Raw genomic sequence first — 15,704 nt, 5'->3', positions numbered from 1 at the left:
TATGAAATTTAAAAAAGCAGTGATTGCAGGATTGACTACATTAGCATTGAGTCCAGTAGCATCAACACTAGGAAATAGTATTTTAACAACCCAGGTTGTACATGCTGATACTATTACAAATGTTAAACAATCCAATAATGATGATCAAGTCGTATCAATTTCTAACAAAGAAATTTTTGATACACTTGAAGCCAAAGGCTATGATGTAAAAAGTATTTTAGGTAAAGAAGATTATCAAGCTGCTTTAATGCAAGATATGATGCGGCGTGGTGGTACGTATATTAAAACCAATAAGCATGGCTTTACCGTTTATGTAAACAGTGCTATTGTTAAGTTAGCAGTTTATGGTGGATCTGCAGCTGTTGCTACGGCTATCGGAGCCGCATTGACTGCAGCTGGACATCCTTACCTTGCAGGAACCGTAGCAGCAACTATAACTTCTATTGCTAATAGTGCTGGAAGTAAAGCTTGTGACAGAGGAATTTACGTAAGATTTAGTAATAAAGGTTCCGCAATTAGTTGGGGATATCAATAAAAATAATTTTTATATATACGTAAAAGGTCGGGAATATTCTCTATGAAAGATAAAAATGAATTCAAAAAAAATAAGCGTTTGCTATTTATCATATATTTCTTTTGGCTTGTATTGATTATGTTTTTGCTAGGTGAGTTTAAAACTCAAATACTAAATTTTATTCATAGTATAGGTATCTTTAGCAAACTTCCGGATGATCTGATATGTTTCGCATATCTTTTCGTATTTATTTTCCCTGCACCAATGATTTATCAAAAATGTATTGACCATTTTTCGAAAAAATATCATGCATAAAAAACCACCAGAAAGTCTGGTGGTTTTTTTATGGCATCCTCAGGTTGATCCCATTTCATTCTTTTTAAATTAATACACTTACTTTGTAAAAAATTATCCATCTTTTGCTTTAATCTCAGGCCAATTTTCACTCATCCACTTGTCTAATTTTTATTTTAATTTGTCTATGTAGTTGTCAAAATCAATCACCACATCATAACGCCTTAGTTCTTCAGGCTCATAATGGTGAATTACCTCAATAAAAGTAAAGTCAGTGTTAAATAAATAATCATGAATCATTTTTGAAGTTGGCTTATCAAGCGATGCATTGACCTCATCCAGCAGCATAACTGGCCGGCCAGCTAAAATGGCCCGTGCAAGTTCAATTCGTGACAACTGTCCACCTGACAGTTGATCCGCATTATCCCCTAACTGATAGTCAAAACCTTTTTCCTTAATTAGCTGTCCTAGACCAAGATTCTGACAAACCTGTTTAACCTCGTCGTGAGCAAAAGTTTCTCCGAGAGTCAGATTAAACCAAAGCGTATCGGCAAAAATCACAGCACTTTGGCTAGAATATGAAAATAACTTTGTAAAATTGCCGGCCGCAGCGTCTTTCTCATTAAGCAGTACTTTCTCAGCTTTACCATAGTCGCCATACATCAAGTATTGCAGCATCGTTGATTTACCTGAACCTGAAGGGCCAATTACTGCAATCTTTTGACCTTTTTTAACCGTAAGGTTGATGTGATCTGCCAGTTTTTTATCCTGGCGTACGAGTGCAAGCTCCTGCACCTTTAGCTCAGCAAAGTTTTTAGGGAGGTTTGCACTATTTTCCTTCTGCTCACTTTTAGCAATATACTGCTTAATTTTCTTAACTATTCCCTTTGTTGTCGATAAGTTATTTCGTTCATTTAAAATCTGTAAAATAGGATTCACAAATGAGTTAGACAGCTGCGTTATTGCAAAAAGAGCTCCTAACGTAATATGGCCTTTAATTACTAGTCCTGTACCAATTGCAAATGGAAGTAAAAACGTGCCACCAATTGCAATAATATTTAAATAAGTATTGGTATTCTCATTAAGTAAGTTCATTTTGGCCAGTTTTTCTTCTAGCCGTTCAACCACACGCTTATTTTGTTTGACAGCATTATCTTGTTTGCCATATAAGTTAAAAGTACCAGTTCCAGCTAAGGTATTTTTGGTTTGACTTACATACTTGTCACTAGCCGCGGTCCAGTCACCCGAAGCTTTTTGAATCGATTTTTGAAAAAAGCTTGAAGCAATTGTTGGCAAGAGCGATCCTACCAAGTAAATCAAGGTAACAAACCAATTTAAGTAAAGTGCATAGCCCAGTGCCAAAACAACCGTGTAAGTATAAATCAAAATTTGAATTTCAGCCTCATAACGGTTGGTTTCAAGCAACTTAAAGTCATTAGTTAAAAAGCCCAGATCACTGCTATCTTCTCGATTATTTAGCAACATTCCTTTTAATACTTTAGTACGCAATTTGACGTTGACTTGCTTAATCGCATCAGTCTTAAGGTAATTAAACATTAAGCCAGAAGCTAACACGATCACCAATGCAACAATGATTTGGCCGATCAGCGATGGTAAGGCAACGAATTGTCTTTTAGCAGCCATATTAGTCAAACTGCCGACAATATACGCCATAATAATGTTTTCAGTACTATAAATCAGGCCAAAAATATTTAACCAAAAGAATCTAAAATGTGAGTAATTGTGGTAAATCATTGCTGTTCTCCGCGATTTTAATATTGTTATTATTTTTATTTAAAGATATTGCTATTATTAAACCTGATAAAAATAAAATTTACAATGCTTTTCGCGTTATTGGTAATGAATTTGAGGATAAGCGGTCTTTTTTGGGCAGTAAAAAAGCCTGTCAATATTTTTAGCTATTAGCAATTTTAAATAGCATAAAATTACAAAGCTCTGAAAACCAATTTATTAACGTAAAAGCATCCCATAATAAGCAATTGTAATAGTGGGGCCAAATTAACTTTTCTATATAAAAATTAGTTTCAATATCACTACTCATGAACATGCTTATCAACAGAATATTTAATCGCAAGTTCCGTAATAAAGATACACTTCCTGCACAATTTTCATTTAAATATAAAGCAAATAAAAATATTATATTCCACTGTAAGTAAGGCATATAATGTGATATAGTGTTATAAGACTTTTCAAAATTTTGATTAATATTTGGTGGGAGGAACAATTATGCCAGAAGTAAATAGGGAAACAGGAGAAACCAAAGTAGAAATGAATAAATCACGTGATAGAACGTGGTTTAAAAAAGAATTTTCTGCTAGTGCATTGCTTTTTTGGATTAAGGGATCCGTATCTGTTGATTACAGATTTGTAAAAGTAGTTGAACAAAACACTGTTTTGGGCTTAATTCCTGCTGGTTCACATAAGCAAAATATTCCCTTAAAAAATATATCTGATGCTTCAGTTGATACATCATATTCAGTAAAGGACTTTATTTTTGGAATCATTATAGCTTTTATTGGGCTTGCAATGTTTGGTTCTAGCACACTATTTGGCGTTATTTTGTTGTTAATTGGTGTCGGTATATTTTTAAATGGGATTATGACAAAATTATCGATTGAAAAAGCTGGTTCTGCTTATGAAATCCAAGTTCCATTTTATGATAAGCAGAGTGCTCTTGATATACAAAAAGCCATTGAAGAAGCTTTATCGACAGATATAGATAAAACTGATCAAAGTTTATATAACAAGAGATTATCCGAAGATGATATGGATAATGTACAATAAAAATTAAGCTAGACGTTAACCAGTTCATTAAATTGAACTGGTTTTTTGTTTTCCTTTTTGCTGTTCCCTTAAATAGCTCGTATCACTTTGGATAATCTCATTATTTTTATTTAATAGATAATCGCCCCACTCATTCAACCCGTTATCATAAACCGCTTTGTTTGCCTACTAACTCCCTAGTTTAATAATGCGATTAAACATTGCTTTTTCTTGCTCAGAAATTTTATGTGCAACTTCAATTACAGCAACTTTAGGATTATTGAGTAAGGTTTGATGAATTTGTAAAGTAAGTTTGGCATCTAATGCACTAGTTGCTTCATCTGCTAACAGAATTGGCCGCTTGGCAAGCAGCGCACGAGCAATTTCTATTCTTTGAATTTGACCGCCAGATAAGTTACTGCCATTTTGTCCCACAGCATAATTTAGTCCTTTTTCCTTCACCAGTTTAGCCAGGCCAGCTTCTTCGATAGCATCCTCAAGTTGCTGATCAGTGACGTTCTTGCCTAAAGTAACATTGAATTTTAAATCGCGGTCGAAAATAAACGGTTTCTGATTAATGTAGCCAAAGTAATCGTGAGCTTTGGCCCAATTACCGTTAATCGACTCTTGATCGATTTTGATTGTCCCCTTACTTGGAGAAATTTGCCCTACCAATAAACGTAGTAAAGTCGTTTTACCCCAGCCACTAGGTGCCATTAGCAGGATTTTTTCACCAGACTTTAGCGAAAAGTTAACGTTAGCAAAAAGCAATTTACTATTTTGCTCATAGGCAAGATTCTCAACGTCCAATTGAGTAAAAGATTGTGCGGCCTTATTTTCCGAACTGATTGCTTTAATTGCCAGTGCTTTTTCAACTTTGTCCCACATTGGCTTAGTAGATCGAATTTGATTAATCTGATCAAAAATCATCGTAACGGGATTAATGAAGTCATTAGACAATTGGACAATCATGACTAAAGTACCAGCACCAATTTGCCCGTTAAACATCAGAATAGCCCCAACCAAAAACGGAATGATAAAACTAAAAATGTCTGCAACAGTTATAATGACGGTTGTAACCGCCCCTTGAGCATAATTCAACGAACGCAAGGCATCTTCCATTTGCTTGGCTTGCTTAATCACATAGGAAACAACTGGAATTTGCACATCATAAAGCATCGCGGTTTTTGAGCCATTAATAGCATCTGATACAGCTTGAGTGTATTCTGCATTTTGTTTTTCCCATTCGGCAGATTTTTCCTGAATACTCTTAATGAAAAATTTTTGGATAAAGCCAGGAATAGCCGTTGCAATGACGAAAATTAAAGTTAGAACCCAAGAATTAAGTAAGCCAACAATAATTGAAATCGCGAAAGCAAGCGCCTCAGAAATAATCATTAATTCATTAGTGATCTTCGAGGTTTCGATTTGCTTTAAATCATTAGTCATTAAGTTTAAACCATCTTTTTGCGAATCGGATTGCTGCTGAATAATGTAGCTAATGGTTTTGTCCTTAAGCTCAACGTTGATGTCACGTACAATATCACAGCGAAGGTAGCGATAAGCGAAATTAGTAAACATAATTACAATTAAGATCCCAGCTCCAGTAAGCGCAATTAAAACTAACTGCTTAAGCGTCCCATAATGATATTGCGCACTATTCAACATAATTTTGGTAATATAAGCAATAACAACATTGCCACAAGCACTAATTGTTGCTAACAGAACATACAGTGCCAGTTTCCCTTTATTTGCGAACTTTAATGACATAATTTTTTCCTCTTGACTTAAGTTGATCATATTAAATCACAAATACTTCAGTTGTATTTGCAGTTCTTTCATATATGATAAATTTAGCCAGATTTTATAAAAGAAAGATGTTCATGATGAATTTTAAAAAACTAAGAAAAGAACAACATATTACGCTAACTGATGCATCTAAAGGAATATGTTCTGTTCCAATGTTATCTCGCTGGGAAAACGGCCAAGGGAATATGGACCTTCATAAAGCGATTAAATTATTTGAACGAATTAATATCACCACTTCGGAATATATTGCTTTAAACAAGCTGGATATGCCTGACAATGAAGCACAAGAATTAGAATCCGCATGGAATACCCAAAATGAGCAGGAATTAAAAATCATCGCTCAAAAAAGTCTCGCTAAGTTTCACCAAGACAATAAATTATTTAGTCTTGATTATGCGGCTCTTTCTTGCGCATTATATCAGCGCATCAGCAAAATTAATATTTTTCCAGTGGCTGATCAAAATAAACTGAATAAGCAACTTTCTAAACTTACAATCTGGTCGCAAGAAAATTTGTCGTTATTCCAAAATGTTACAAACATTCTTAGTCCGTCAATTATCTTTCAAATTAGTTCGCAGGTTATTGCCAATTTCGATTTCATCAGTAAAGCCGGGAAAAACACTTTACACTTTGCAATTACTACTTTGTTTGAAGCAATTATTAGTTTATTAAAAGCTTCCGAGTTTAAATACGCTCAAAGTATTTTGAATAAGATTGACCTCGTCATATTGCCAGAAAATGAAATGCAACTAATCATGGGCAGATATTTTTTAAACTCTCTTATGGATTATTTAGAAAATCAAAATGACCAAGAAATCTTACAAATCATCACCTTGCTAACAAAACTAAATATGAAACACATGGCATCCTATTTTTTAGAAATTTTCAATTCGCTGAAAGCAAATTTGATAGCCTAAGGGCTATTTACTGTTTTGAATAATAAAACCTAAAGTAAAAGACATCTTCTTATTTGTGAGCTCGACTGATTGTTACGCAAAAAATAAGCTTAACTTATCTCTGTAAAACATTGATAAATTAAGCTTAATTATTTTAAATCAACTTCTATAGTGCGAATATAAGCTTCGTATGAACTTTATTGCTATATCCAGTCACTGACGTCGAAATAGCGTGGCAATAATATGATTACTTTTCAAGATACTTTTGATAAAGATATGTTTCTTTTGTAGTAATATCTACAGTCAAAATATCAGAAATACTAATAGGAGCATCTTCAGCTTCTTGCTCTATTCCAAAATCATTCCGATACCTTTTTCGATCCAAAGACACTTCTTTTTCATTAAGTGAAATAATTTTTCCAGTTGGACAAATTTCGCTTTCAGCCTGCGATATTGTTATTACAAGATTGCTTTTGTAGCAATATTGCAGAATGCTATCAATGCTATTTTTTGGAACTTTTTCATAGACAGCACTTAAGTTCAACACATCAAAAGCTTTTCGCTCTTTTAAGTAGCTAATGTAAAAATCAAATACAGCAGTATAATCATTATCACGCTCTATTTTAAGAATAGCGTCTTTTTTATATAAAATGTAGCCATCTAGCCCACCATATTCATCAATCGACTCAAAAATATAGTAGCTATCTATATCATTGACCATATATCCCAACAAAAATTCATCAGATTCACCATCCACAGAATAAACTTTTAATAAAACATCTTTATTTAAATACGTATTCCAATCATTTTTATTAATTTTCAACTTATTCCCCTTATTTATACTTTTTTCGACTGATAAATTCAAAATCTCACGAATAATGTAGTATTCAAATGAAACAGACTTAAAAATCAAAAGATTGTTAATTTATGCGATTAGAATCATATGGCCTTATTGTAAAACAATTTTTAGTGATTCATTTCTATCATTTATCAATTGAGATGCTGTTATCCTTTGATTTATTTATCTTTACACCTTTACTAGTTTTCTTTCCAATAGTATGCCTGGTAACAGTAATCTTAGAATTATCTTCAAACAAAGTATTTGGTACTGTTATTATTGTACCAAATTTATCCGTTATACGCTTGCGTTTAACTGCCTTGCCATTTTTCCAAATCGTTACAATATCACCCTTTTTGCCTGACAATTCTATTTTTAAATGTTCATTTGTTTGGTAATATGAATTAATTCTTGGCTTTTTAGTTGCATACTGTGCAGCAGAGATATCTTTTAGCATATGACCATTGCCATCGTGAATTTTAAAAGTCTTATAACCTTTAAACGGTATTGTTGTTTTAAAATGTCTATCAGCTTTCTTAAGTTTAAATTCCTTGACTACCTTTCCATCATACTTAATAACTAAATCTCGAAATCCCGACGCCGTTCCGCTAAAGGTAATCTTATGCGTTTTGCCTGAATAACTAGTGTGAAAATTGGCTACACCATAAGCCGGAGTACGAAAAACGTGCTTTTCATAAATCGGTTTATTCTTAGCAACTACTACTGAAGAAATTCCCCCAAGTGATAATAAGGTTGCTGTTAATATTCCAACATGTAATTTAATAAATCTTCTCTTATTCATAATCTCTACCTTGCTTTACCAATTAGCTCTATTTTTATATTACGATTACACTTTCAGGTAAAACAGTTTTATAGTGCTTAAACTAATTACCATTACCTAAGCAGTTTTTTGCCTAAACCTATAATTATTTATAGGAGCAATAATTTTAGTCTTTACCTAGACAGGTAGTGTTAATACTTGTATTAACTATTTACTCTTTAAATTGCATTTATCTAATGCATTTAAAGCTTAGCATCTAATCCTCATCTTCTACCAGTTTAATGTGCCTTGTTCGTTCGAAACCATTAGCCAACGCCATCACAGCAGTAAGGAGTAAAAATTCAAATAACGTGTAGAAGCTAGTTAAATCTTGATGAGTAATCACATTACTTACTGCTGTCATCAACACTCCAAAGAATAATCCGCTAATCCAACTTGTAGTCCAGATTTTCTTTTTGACATTTTTAACTTGACTATTTTCTACTTCATAAATTTGCAATTTAAACTTTTTTAATTGATGTAAAATATAAGAATCAGCAGTTAACTCAAGAATAAACCAGCCAAACAACATAATGATATAAGCAAGAGTAGTTTTATAGGCAATCTGTAAATTACTAACAACAATTGCTAGTATCATCACAAAGTTCATTGGTAAAGAGACAATGAAGAATGCATTGTTACCAATCCTTTCTACTTCAGATCTCTTATATTCATCTAATGGACCATAAATGCCATACCAATATTTCATATAACGAAAAAACAAGCTATTTTTCTTTTCCATAACATCTTTCTCCTTGATCAATTTATTTCTCAAAAATCTCCATCGTAAAACCTGAACTTGCTGCTTGGAAATACTCAGTATTTTCTAACTGAAAGCTTTCAGCACACAATTTTTACTCAGACATATTGTTATTTCCAGACCAAAACAATGAATTGAGGTCTGTCCCTAGAGCATTAGCCAATTTCAAGCATAAGTTTAATGACGGATTATACTTATTTTTTTCAATTAGGTTGATTGTTTGTCTGGCAACGCCAATTTCATCAGCCAATGCCTTTTGCGATAAACCTTTTCGTTTACGATATTCCTTCACGTGATTCATAGATCAATCCTTTTCTATGATGTCATATATATCTAACATCTTTATGTCACATATATTAGACTATTTTTATAAAATGTCAACAATATTTAACATTTATTCTTTATCTTCTGATTTAATACAATTAAAAGACAAGCCAAAAGCTCAGTTACAACTAGTTAACTGAGCTTTTGGCTTAACTTAATGAAACAGATTGTAATAATGTTGCCATCACACTACTTCTAAAAGTGGAGGAGGTCACAATTAACATAAATATTAAAATCAATGCAATTTTTGAATGTGATTTGTTGTTTTTTCCAAAATATAACCGTATGAAAATTTGATATCTCTTAATCAGGATAGATAAGCTTCCTTCCAACTTTCACAATGCTTAATTTATTTTTGCCTGAGATACTGCTGGTAAAGATAAGTCTTTTGCGTTACTAAATCAAAACCAGAAATATTATTTAGTTTGACGGTTACTATTTTTTCATCATTATTCACGTCGTAATCTTTGCAGTATTCTTCTTGATCTAAGACTAATTCTTGCCGATTAAATGATTTGATCGTCCCAGTCAACAAACAGTCGCAATAAAAATCATCAATCGTCACCACTAGGTTATGATCATAACAATATCTAACAATACTATTAATACTGCCAATTGGAATTTTATTATAAAGATTTTCAAGATCTAAGTTATCAAAATGATTATCATTTTGTAATAAATTAATATAATTATTAAATACCTTCGTATAATTATCAGCTGTTTTAATTTTTTCAATGCCGTATTTTCTATATAAAACATAGCCGTCAAGATCACCATATTCAGTAATTGTTTTAAAAATATAAAACTTACCTATTTTGGCAATCATGTAACCCAAAGAAAAAAAGCTAGAATTTCGGCTTTTCAAATAAATTTCTAACAAAACATTTTTGTGTAAACATGAATCCCAATCTTTTCTTTTTAATTTCACTGCATGAACCTCTTATTTTTTTGCTCAAGATATCGCTGATACAAATATGTCTCTTTTGTAATTATTTTTAAGGATAAAATATTGTCAATTTTAATTGCTTTATTTCTTACTTTTGCCAAATTCTCTGATTCTTCCAAGTCTTCAGTATATGTTCTTTGATCTAATACTATTTCTTGATTAGTAACAGAAATAACTTTTCCAGTTTCATAGTATTCTCCATCCACCTGCGTTATTGTTATTACCATGCCATGATCAAAGCAATACTGCAAAATACCATTAATACTATCCTTAGGTACCTTATCGTAAGCAGTTTTTAAATCCAAATTGTCAAAACAATCTTTTTCTTTCAAATAATTAATATAAAAAGTAAACATTTTACAATAATTAGTATCTTTTTTTATCTTATTGATTGAATCTTTTTGATATAATTCATAGCCATCAAGATAGCCAGTTTCATCGATCGTTTTAAAAATATAATATTTATCAATGTTTGCAATCATATAACCTAAAGAAAAAGTATTAGGATACTTATCATTACAAAAAATTTCCAATAGAGTTTCTTTATTCAAGTATGTATTCCAGTTTACTTTATCAATTATCATTTTTAGGTCCCTTATTTATTATTCCGCTAGCTTTTTGGCTTAACTTAATGAAACAGATTGTAATATTGCTTGCTACGTTCTTTAAATACCCCGATCACAAATAGATTTTTAGATAGTAAGTTCAAAAACAAAGTTTATTAAATAGACAATGAAATTTGACAGACCGTGGCAGAATACTACCGACCCCAAATCATCAGTAACATAATATAAAAGAGAGTATGCAATTCCTGAACATAATAATTCTAAAGTGCCATAGTTAAAGGAATAACCATGAGCAAATGCGAATAATACACTTGTAATTATTATGGAAAAAAGGGGAGAAAGATCTTTTAAAATTCCGCCCTGTAAAATTCCTTGCCATAACACTACTTCTAAAAGTGGCGAAATTACAACTAACGTAATTATTAAAAGCGGTGCAAGTCTTGATTTCGAAACAGCAAATAGCTCTAAGTCTTGATCATTTCCCTTTTCAAGCAGTGTAATAATAAATTGTAAAGCTTGTGAAAATAGTGCAAAGATAGCTGCAAAGCTATAGTTTCTAATCATACTATTTTTCAAAAACATTGGCTTGGGATTCAAGCGACGATAAACGGTATCAATGATTAAAAATATTATTATTGTACTAAAAAATGAGATAGCAACATGTAAAAATAAATTTATATTTTTCGAACTTTCTCCCCTAAAAAAGTCTTCACTAATTGTGGGTATTTGAATAATTACGAATAATATCACAAATAAGCAAATGTATAACACCCTATTTTTAATGTCTTTTAAAACTTTCATATGACTAACTATTCCTTTATTTAACCTTGATTCAGTTTACTATAGCTTTCATGATGTCCTCTTTCAAGCAATTTTCTTACGCTTAAGTGTGCAATCTCAATTATGCCGACTAGAAAAATAAGGGTTCCAGTCATTATTACTTTAAATATTAATATTTATAACCTGCGCTCTATTCACATAGTTCAGACAAAGTAAAAATATAGCAATTGGTCTAATTGTGAAATTACTAGGTAACAAAAAGGGAAGACTGATTTAACAGTCTTCTCTTTTGCTATACAACTTTAAATTCACAAACAATTATTTGCTGCAGTTTTTAGCCTAGTAGCACTGGGTTTCGTAGCAACTTCGCTTAATGCACATTACATAAGTTGCTTTGGTATAAATTATGGACAGGTTAAATGTAATAAATCTGTTTATAGCTATGCTTCATTAATAGCTACATTTTTATTGGTAGAATAGACTACCCCAACTATTGTTGCTAAAATAATTAAACAAGTTACACATAATAGTGTTAATGCGATAGTAATACCGAACGAAGCAGTAATTGTAGTAAAAATAGTTGTCATAACTGGCGCAGTCACTACTAAAATTGTGTTAAGCATTCCCATAGTTGATGACAAAATGTTTTGGTCAACTGCTTCAACAAGCCACTGTGTTAATTTAGGGCTAGCCGTACCAATAAATATTGCAAGGCTTGCCATGATTGGCAGACAAATGAAAATATTTTTAATAAACATTGTACCAATAACTGCGATACTTAAAGCTGTTGAAATAATTGCGATAGTGAATAATGACATATTCTTGAATAATTTTGTGCCTACAATACTACCAAGTGCCATACTAGCAGTCATTACACCTCCTATTAGGGCAATCGTAAAACTGTATGTTCCAATGACCATAGAAGACTTATTACCGGCGATTACGATTGAAATTAAAGGTTCAATTGTCCCTAAAACTCCATTTAATAACGCAATTACTAGAACGACTGATAACAATCCCTTTGCCTTTTTTACTTGTTTGAATGATAAAGCAATTGTTTTAAAGAACCCCTCTTCATTAACTGAAGTAGTTCCTTTTTGAGGATGAGTCTTGTAATAATTACGGCCGACACTGGCAAAAAGGGCACCTGCCGCTAGAAATGTTAAGGCATTGAAGATTGCCAGACTGGAATAAGACATGAAAAGTAATAAACCAGAACCAATGAATTGTGCAATCATATTGATAATACCGTTGATCCCACTAACAAATCCTTCAGCTTCGGCAACTTCATCATCTCCAACAATGTTAACAACTAGAGGCATTTGAAGGCCGCCAGAGTATGAGCCAGCAATATCCGATACTAGGTTAATGCCAATAACAGCTAAAACTAGGTTCCAGCCAGCAAATCCACTAGCGAAAAGTAATCCGACAATTAGATAGAGCCCAAAGCGTATGGCGGCTAACCAAACCATTAGCTTGAATTTGTTTTTTGTACGATCAGCTAAATATCCACTAAAAACTTGAAAAATTTGCGGTACTGATTCTGAAATTGAAATCAATGAAATAGCCAAGGCGTAATTTCTTAATTTACTTGCGTAAGTAATAAGTGCTAAGTAAAACAAAATATTGCCTGCACCAGATAAGAAACTGGCGATTGTAAATTTTCTATAATCCTTATTCTTTATAAAAATGTCCATAATTTGATAACTCCTAAATTAAATATTTTATATCTTAAGTTATAACGTGGGTATAATAAGGAATAGCAAAAATGTCGTATTTGAATGTTAAACGCCAAATTTGAATGAAATTAAGGAGGATCACGAATGACAATAGGACAATTGCTAAAGCAATATCGAATTGAGAGATTGAAAACTCAAAAAGAATGGGCTGGTAATACGATTAGCACATCATATTATTCAAAAGTTGAAAAAGATCAGCACAGAATTACAGCCGAGGATCTAATTGCATTATTGCATGCTAATAACATTAAGCTGTGGGAATTTTTTAGCAAGCTTAGTCAAGAAGATAAAGTAAGATATGATGAAAACAGAGATATTGGCGAGGCAATGAATGAAGCGTTTTATCATAATGATAAGGATCAGCTTAAGGATATTAAAAATGTTATTGCAAATAGCGAAGTAGCTGATAAAGAAGATCAGCTGCTATTTATAGATGCACTTATCGCTTTAGTTGGAAATCACGTAGAAGATTTTGATGAAAAAGAACGAAATAAGTTGAAAGAAAAAATTTTTAATATTTCTAATTTTGACGAAAATAAATTAGATTTGTATTGTAACTTGATGGCGTTCTATGATCTTGACAGCAATTTGTTAATAAGTCGGCGAGTAATCACGCAATTTCGCTATTCGGGAAGTTCGAATGTTCAAGAAACAATATTAGGAATAGCGATAAACATGTTAATTATGTGTATCAGGGAAAGTAGATATAAAGAAACAGAATTCTTTATTCAAGCAGCGGATCAAATTATTACTAAACCGAATCTGTTTTTTTATAAAAACTGCATTTTTATACTTAAAAATATAGTGAATTATCACTATGAAAAAAAGGATGAGTATGTAAATAAAGCTCGAATGGCAATTGATCACATTAGTTCGTTGGGTATGCCAGAGTTTAGCAAAGACATGAAAAAAATTCTAGATAAATCATTGTAGATAAACATGAGAAAATCAAAAAAGTCGTATTTGATATTGATGTGAACCCCAAGATTAGGACAGTTTAATAAATTTTAACCAAGGACTAATGCCCGATATTCAATCGGAGTTAGTCTTTTTAATTTACTTTGATTCTTTGCTTATTATAGTAACTGATACATTTTGATCATTATCCCGCTACTTTTTGTACAGCCCTTTTGAAGCTTGAATAATGAAACTGTATGGCTTCCTTTGCAGTCACTAAACTTAATTATTTGGATATTAGCGCTAATACAAATATACAAATAATCAGCAGCACATCAGAAACATGAATTTTTTCCTTTAATGCAAAGCTACCAAAAATAACACTATATAAATTGGTCATGTTGAGAAAAATCCACGCAATTCCCGAATTAGGTGATGAAGTTGCTAACGTATACGTCGCTTGTGCTAGTATTGTCAAAACTGCACGGGCACCATAAATCCAAAAGATCTGTTTGTTAATTCTTACACCCTTAATTCGCAAACCATGATGCTTAACCCAAAAAGTAATAATTGTAATGATACAACGAATATAAATCGTCGCAATCGTGAAATATACCAGATCAACCAGCCTTATAACACCTTTAGTTAATAGTGGTGATAGTGCTGCTTGTACAATCAACAGGGGACCAATAACCATAAATGTTTTTAACAGAGTGGTCACATTCATCTGACTGTGTCTTTGCTTAAAAATAATGTAACAAACTACAATGATCGTAGATATAATTGAGATCAAATATGATGATTTGTTAAAGTAACCCATGGTTAAACAGATGGCTAAGGGAATGAACAAGTCTGTCAGTTTGCTTAAGACAATTGATTGCATTATCGTTACTTTTTTAAAAACATAACTGTACCCATACGCAACTAGCTGTGCAAGCAAACCATAAATAATAATTTTGCTAACGTAGTTTCCCGTTATTTTAGGCGTGGGAAACTTATTTAATAAGCCTATTAAAAATATGGTTACTAATGCAGTACTACAAAGATTATTCAAAAAATTCACATTAATTGAGCTTTGATGGCGGTATCCCATCTGATAGCGATCAATTACTGAGATTATTCCTCTGGATAAAGATGACACTATTGCAAATATAATTAATAAAAAATTGCTTATTACCATGTTACTATTATGCCAACTTATTGCTTGAAAATAATTGTTCTAACATATTTCTAATTACTCTTAATTGTTCCCAATTTAAATACTTATTATAATCTGCGAGTTTAAGTTTTCCAACAATGTCTGCTAATAATGTCCTTGAATATTGCCTTGGCACAGGTCTTGAAATTGGAAAATCAAAGTTTAATAATTTCGCTACTTTTCACTAGCTATCCTTTTTTCGGCATACGCTGTTCGTATAGAGATTGTAGTTATATTTCCAATTAGATTTGCAACTATTCTTTTAACTGTATGACTAACACGGAAAGACATTCCTGGAATGTTATCTAGCTTAGTTGCTATTGTGTGCCGACAAGTGCACATCAGTCAATCTGACAGTGATGAAACACTTCTCTAATAACCGCAAAAATATCTCAGGAAGGGTAAAGTTAGCCCAAGTTTTTCTTTGCATAACCATCAACTATAAATAGAAAGCAAAAAGCCTATTATCAAGGTATTCATAGTACTCGATAATAGACTACTCAAAGCATATTTATGCTGACTAGAAGAACAATAGTTCT

General features: G+C 32.1%; 15 protein-coding genes. 4 read left to right on the top strand and 11 right to left on the bottom strand.

Going from position 1 to position 15,704, the window contains the following annotated elements; all coding sequences use genetic code 11:
• Position 1 precedes the first annotated feature (1 nt).
• The gene (locus GYM71_RS00240) at positions 2-535 is read left to right on the top strand and encodes a hypothetical protein (RefSeq protein ID WP_220220451.1); all 534 of its coding nucleotides are present in this window, start codon (positions 2-4) and stop codon (positions 533-535) included.
• Between the two features lie 444 nt (positions 536-979).
• Here GYM71_RS00240 and GYM71_RS00235 read toward each other — a convergent pair whose 3' ends face one another.
• The gene (locus GYM71_RS00235) at positions 980-2,563 is read right to left on the bottom strand and encodes an ATP-binding cassette domain-containing protein (RefSeq protein ID WP_220220450.1); all 1,584 of its coding nucleotides are present in this window, start codon (positions 2,561-2,563) and stop codon (positions 980-982) included.
• Between the two features lie 492 nt (positions 2,564-3,055).
• On the opposite strand from GYM71_RS00235, the gene GYM71_RS00230 reads away from it, so the two are divergent.
• Entirely contained in the window at positions 3,056-3,613 is a 558-nt protein-coding gene (locus GYM71_RS00230; RefSeq protein WP_244986830.1) for a hypothetical protein, read from the top strand.
• A 168-nt stretch (positions 3,614-3,781) separates the two neighbouring features.
• Here GYM71_RS00230 and GYM71_RS00225 read toward each other — a convergent pair whose 3' ends face one another.
• Positions 3,782-5,362, bottom strand: a complete 1,581-nt coding sequence (locus GYM71_RS00225; protein ID WP_220220449.1) for an ATP-binding cassette domain-containing protein — start codon at positions 5,360-5,362, stop codon at positions 3,782-3,784.
• 113 nt (positions 5,363-5,475) lie between these two features.
• On the opposite strand from GYM71_RS00225, the gene GYM71_RS00220 reads away from it, so the two are divergent.
• Positions 5,476-6,318 (top strand): Rgg/GadR/MutR family transcriptional regulator, encoded by an 843-nt coding sequence (locus GYM71_RS00220; RefSeq protein ID WP_244986829.1) that lies wholly within the window; start codon positions 5,476-5,478, stop codon positions 6,316-6,318.
• Positions 6,319-6,544: 226 nt separating this feature from the next.
• On the opposite strand, the gene GYM71_RS00215 is transcribed toward GYM71_RS00220, so the two are convergent.
• The 8 genes from GYM71_RS00215 to GYM71_RS00180 all read right to left on the bottom strand — a co-directional run bounded on the left by GYM71_RS00215 (position 6,545) and on the right by GYM71_RS00180 (position 13,028).
• Positions 6,545-7,120, bottom strand: a complete 576-nt coding sequence (locus GYM71_RS00215; RefSeq protein ID WP_220220448.1) for a hypothetical protein — start codon at positions 7,118-7,120, stop codon at positions 6,545-6,547.
• 160 nt (positions 7,121-7,280) lie between these two features.
• Positions 7,281-7,937, bottom strand: a complete 657-nt coding sequence (locus GYM71_RS00210) for a hypothetical protein (protein ID WP_220220447.1) — start codon at positions 7,935-7,937, stop codon at positions 7,281-7,283.
• Between the two features lie 235 nt (positions 7,938-8,172).
• Positions 8,173-8,697 carry a DUF3278 domain-containing protein gene (locus tag GYM71_RS00205; protein ID WP_220220446.1) on the bottom strand — a complete coding sequence of 175 codons (525 nt, stop codon included), beginning with the start codon at positions 8,695-8,697 and terminating at the stop codon, positions 8,173-8,175.
• 112 nt (positions 8,698-8,809) lie between these two features.
• Positions 8,810-9,016, bottom strand: coding sequence for a helix-turn-helix transcriptional regulator (locus tag GYM71_RS00200; protein WP_220220445.1), 207 nt, complete (start codon positions 9,014-9,016; stop codon positions 8,810-8,812).
• A 372-nt stretch (positions 9,017-9,388) separates the two neighbouring features.
• On the bottom strand, positions 9,389-9,967 hold the full coding sequence (locus GYM71_RS00195; protein WP_220220444.1) for a hypothetical protein: 579 nt from the start codon (positions 9,965-9,967) through the stop codon (positions 9,389-9,391).
• Positions 9,964-10,569 (bottom strand): hypothetical protein, encoded by a 606-nt coding sequence (locus GYM71_RS00190; protein WP_220220443.1) that lies wholly within the window; start codon positions 10,567-10,569, stop codon positions 9,964-9,966. The genes GYM71_RS00195 and GYM71_RS00190 overlap by 4 nt, the downstream gene beginning before the upstream one ends.
• Positions 10,570-10,677: 108 nt before the next feature.
• A complete protein-coding gene (locus GYM71_RS00185) occupies positions 10,678-11,352 on the bottom strand; it encodes a CPBP family intramembrane glutamic endopeptidase (protein ID WP_220220442.1) in 675 nt (224 codons plus the stop codon).
• Between the two features lie 419 nt (positions 11,353-11,771).
• Entirely contained in the window at positions 11,772-13,028 is a 1,257-nt protein-coding gene (locus GYM71_RS00180) for an MFS transporter (RefSeq protein ID WP_220220441.1), read from the bottom strand.
• 126 nt (positions 13,029-13,154) lie between these two features.
• Here GYM71_RS00180 and GYM71_RS00175 point away from each other — a divergent pair, with 126 nt between their 5' ends.
• Complete coding sequence (locus GYM71_RS00175; protein ID WP_220220440.1) at positions 13,155-14,003, top strand: helix-turn-helix domain-containing protein; 849 nt, start codon at positions 13,155-13,157, stop codon at positions 14,001-14,003.
• Positions 14,004-14,253: 250 nt separating this feature from the next.
• On the opposite strand, the gene GYM71_RS00170 is transcribed toward GYM71_RS00175, so the two are convergent.
• The gene (locus GYM71_RS00170; protein WP_220220439.1) at positions 14,254-14,850 is read right to left on the bottom strand and encodes a hypothetical protein; all 597 of its coding nucleotides are present in this window, start codon (positions 14,848-14,850) and stop codon (positions 14,254-14,256) included.
• Positions 14,851-15,704: the final 854 nt, after the last annotated feature.

The sequence above is a fragment of the Lactobacillus panisapium genome (assembly GCF_019469265.1).
Lineage (GTDB): Bacteria > Bacillota > Bacilli > Lactobacillales > Lactobacillaceae > Lactobacillus > Lactobacillus panisapium.
The sequence above is the reverse complement of the archived record's forward strand: the minus strand, read 5'-3'. Positions and strand labels throughout refer to the sequence as shown.

What these genes read in the sequence shown, in the direction of transcription:
- GYM71_RS00240 (WP_220220451.1), top strand. Translation starts at nt 2, where the DNA reads ATGAAATTTAAAAAAGCAGTGATTGCAGGATTGACTACATTAGCATTG.
- GYM71_RS00235 (WP_220220450.1), bottom strand. Translation starts at nt 2,563, where the DNA reads ATGATTTACCACAATTACTCACATTTTAGATTCTTTTGGTTAAATATT.
- GYM71_RS00230 (WP_244986830.1), top strand. Translation starts at nt 3,056, where the DNA reads ATGCCAGAAGTAAATAGGGAAACAGGAGAAACCAAAGTAGAAATGAAT.
- GYM71_RS00225 (WP_220220449.1), bottom strand. Translation starts at nt 5,362, where the DNA reads ATGTCATTAAAGTTCGCAAATAAAGGGAAACTGGCACTGTATGTTCTG.
- GYM71_RS00220 (WP_244986829.1), top strand. Translation starts at nt 5,476, where the DNA reads ATGATGAATTTTAAAAAACTAAGAAAAGAACAACATATTACGCTAACT.
- GYM71_RS00210 (WP_220220447.1), bottom strand. Translation starts at nt 7,937, where the DNA reads ATGAATAAGAGAAGATTTATTAAATTACATGTTGGAATATTAACAGCA.
- GYM71_RS00205 (WP_220220446.1), bottom strand. Translation starts at nt 8,697, where the DNA reads ATGGAAAAGAAAAATAGCTTGTTTTTTCGTTATATGAAATATTGGTAT.
- GYM71_RS00200 (WP_220220445.1), bottom strand. Translation starts at nt 9,016, where the DNA reads ATGAATCACGTGAAGGAATATCGTAAACGAAAAGGTTTATCGCAAAAG.
- GYM71_RS00190 (WP_220220443.1), bottom strand. Translation starts at nt 10,569, where the DNA reads ATGATAATTGATAAAGTAAACTGGAATACATACTTGAATAAAGAAACT.
- GYM71_RS00185 (WP_220220442.1), bottom strand. Translation starts at nt 11,352, where the DNA reads ATGAAAGTTTTAAAAGACATTAAAAATAGGGTGTTATACATTTGCTTA.
- GYM71_RS00180 (WP_220220441.1), bottom strand. Translation starts at nt 13,028, where the DNA reads ATGGACATTTTTATAAAGAATAAGGATTATAGAAAATTTACAATCGCC.
- GYM71_RS00175 (WP_220220440.1), top strand. Translation starts at nt 13,155, where the DNA reads ATGACAATAGGACAATTGCTAAAGCAATATCGAATTGAGAGATTGAAA.
- GYM71_RS00170 (WP_220220439.1), bottom strand. Translation starts at nt 14,850, where the DNA reads ATGCAATCAATTGTCTTAAGCAAACTGACAGACTTGTTCATTCCCTTA.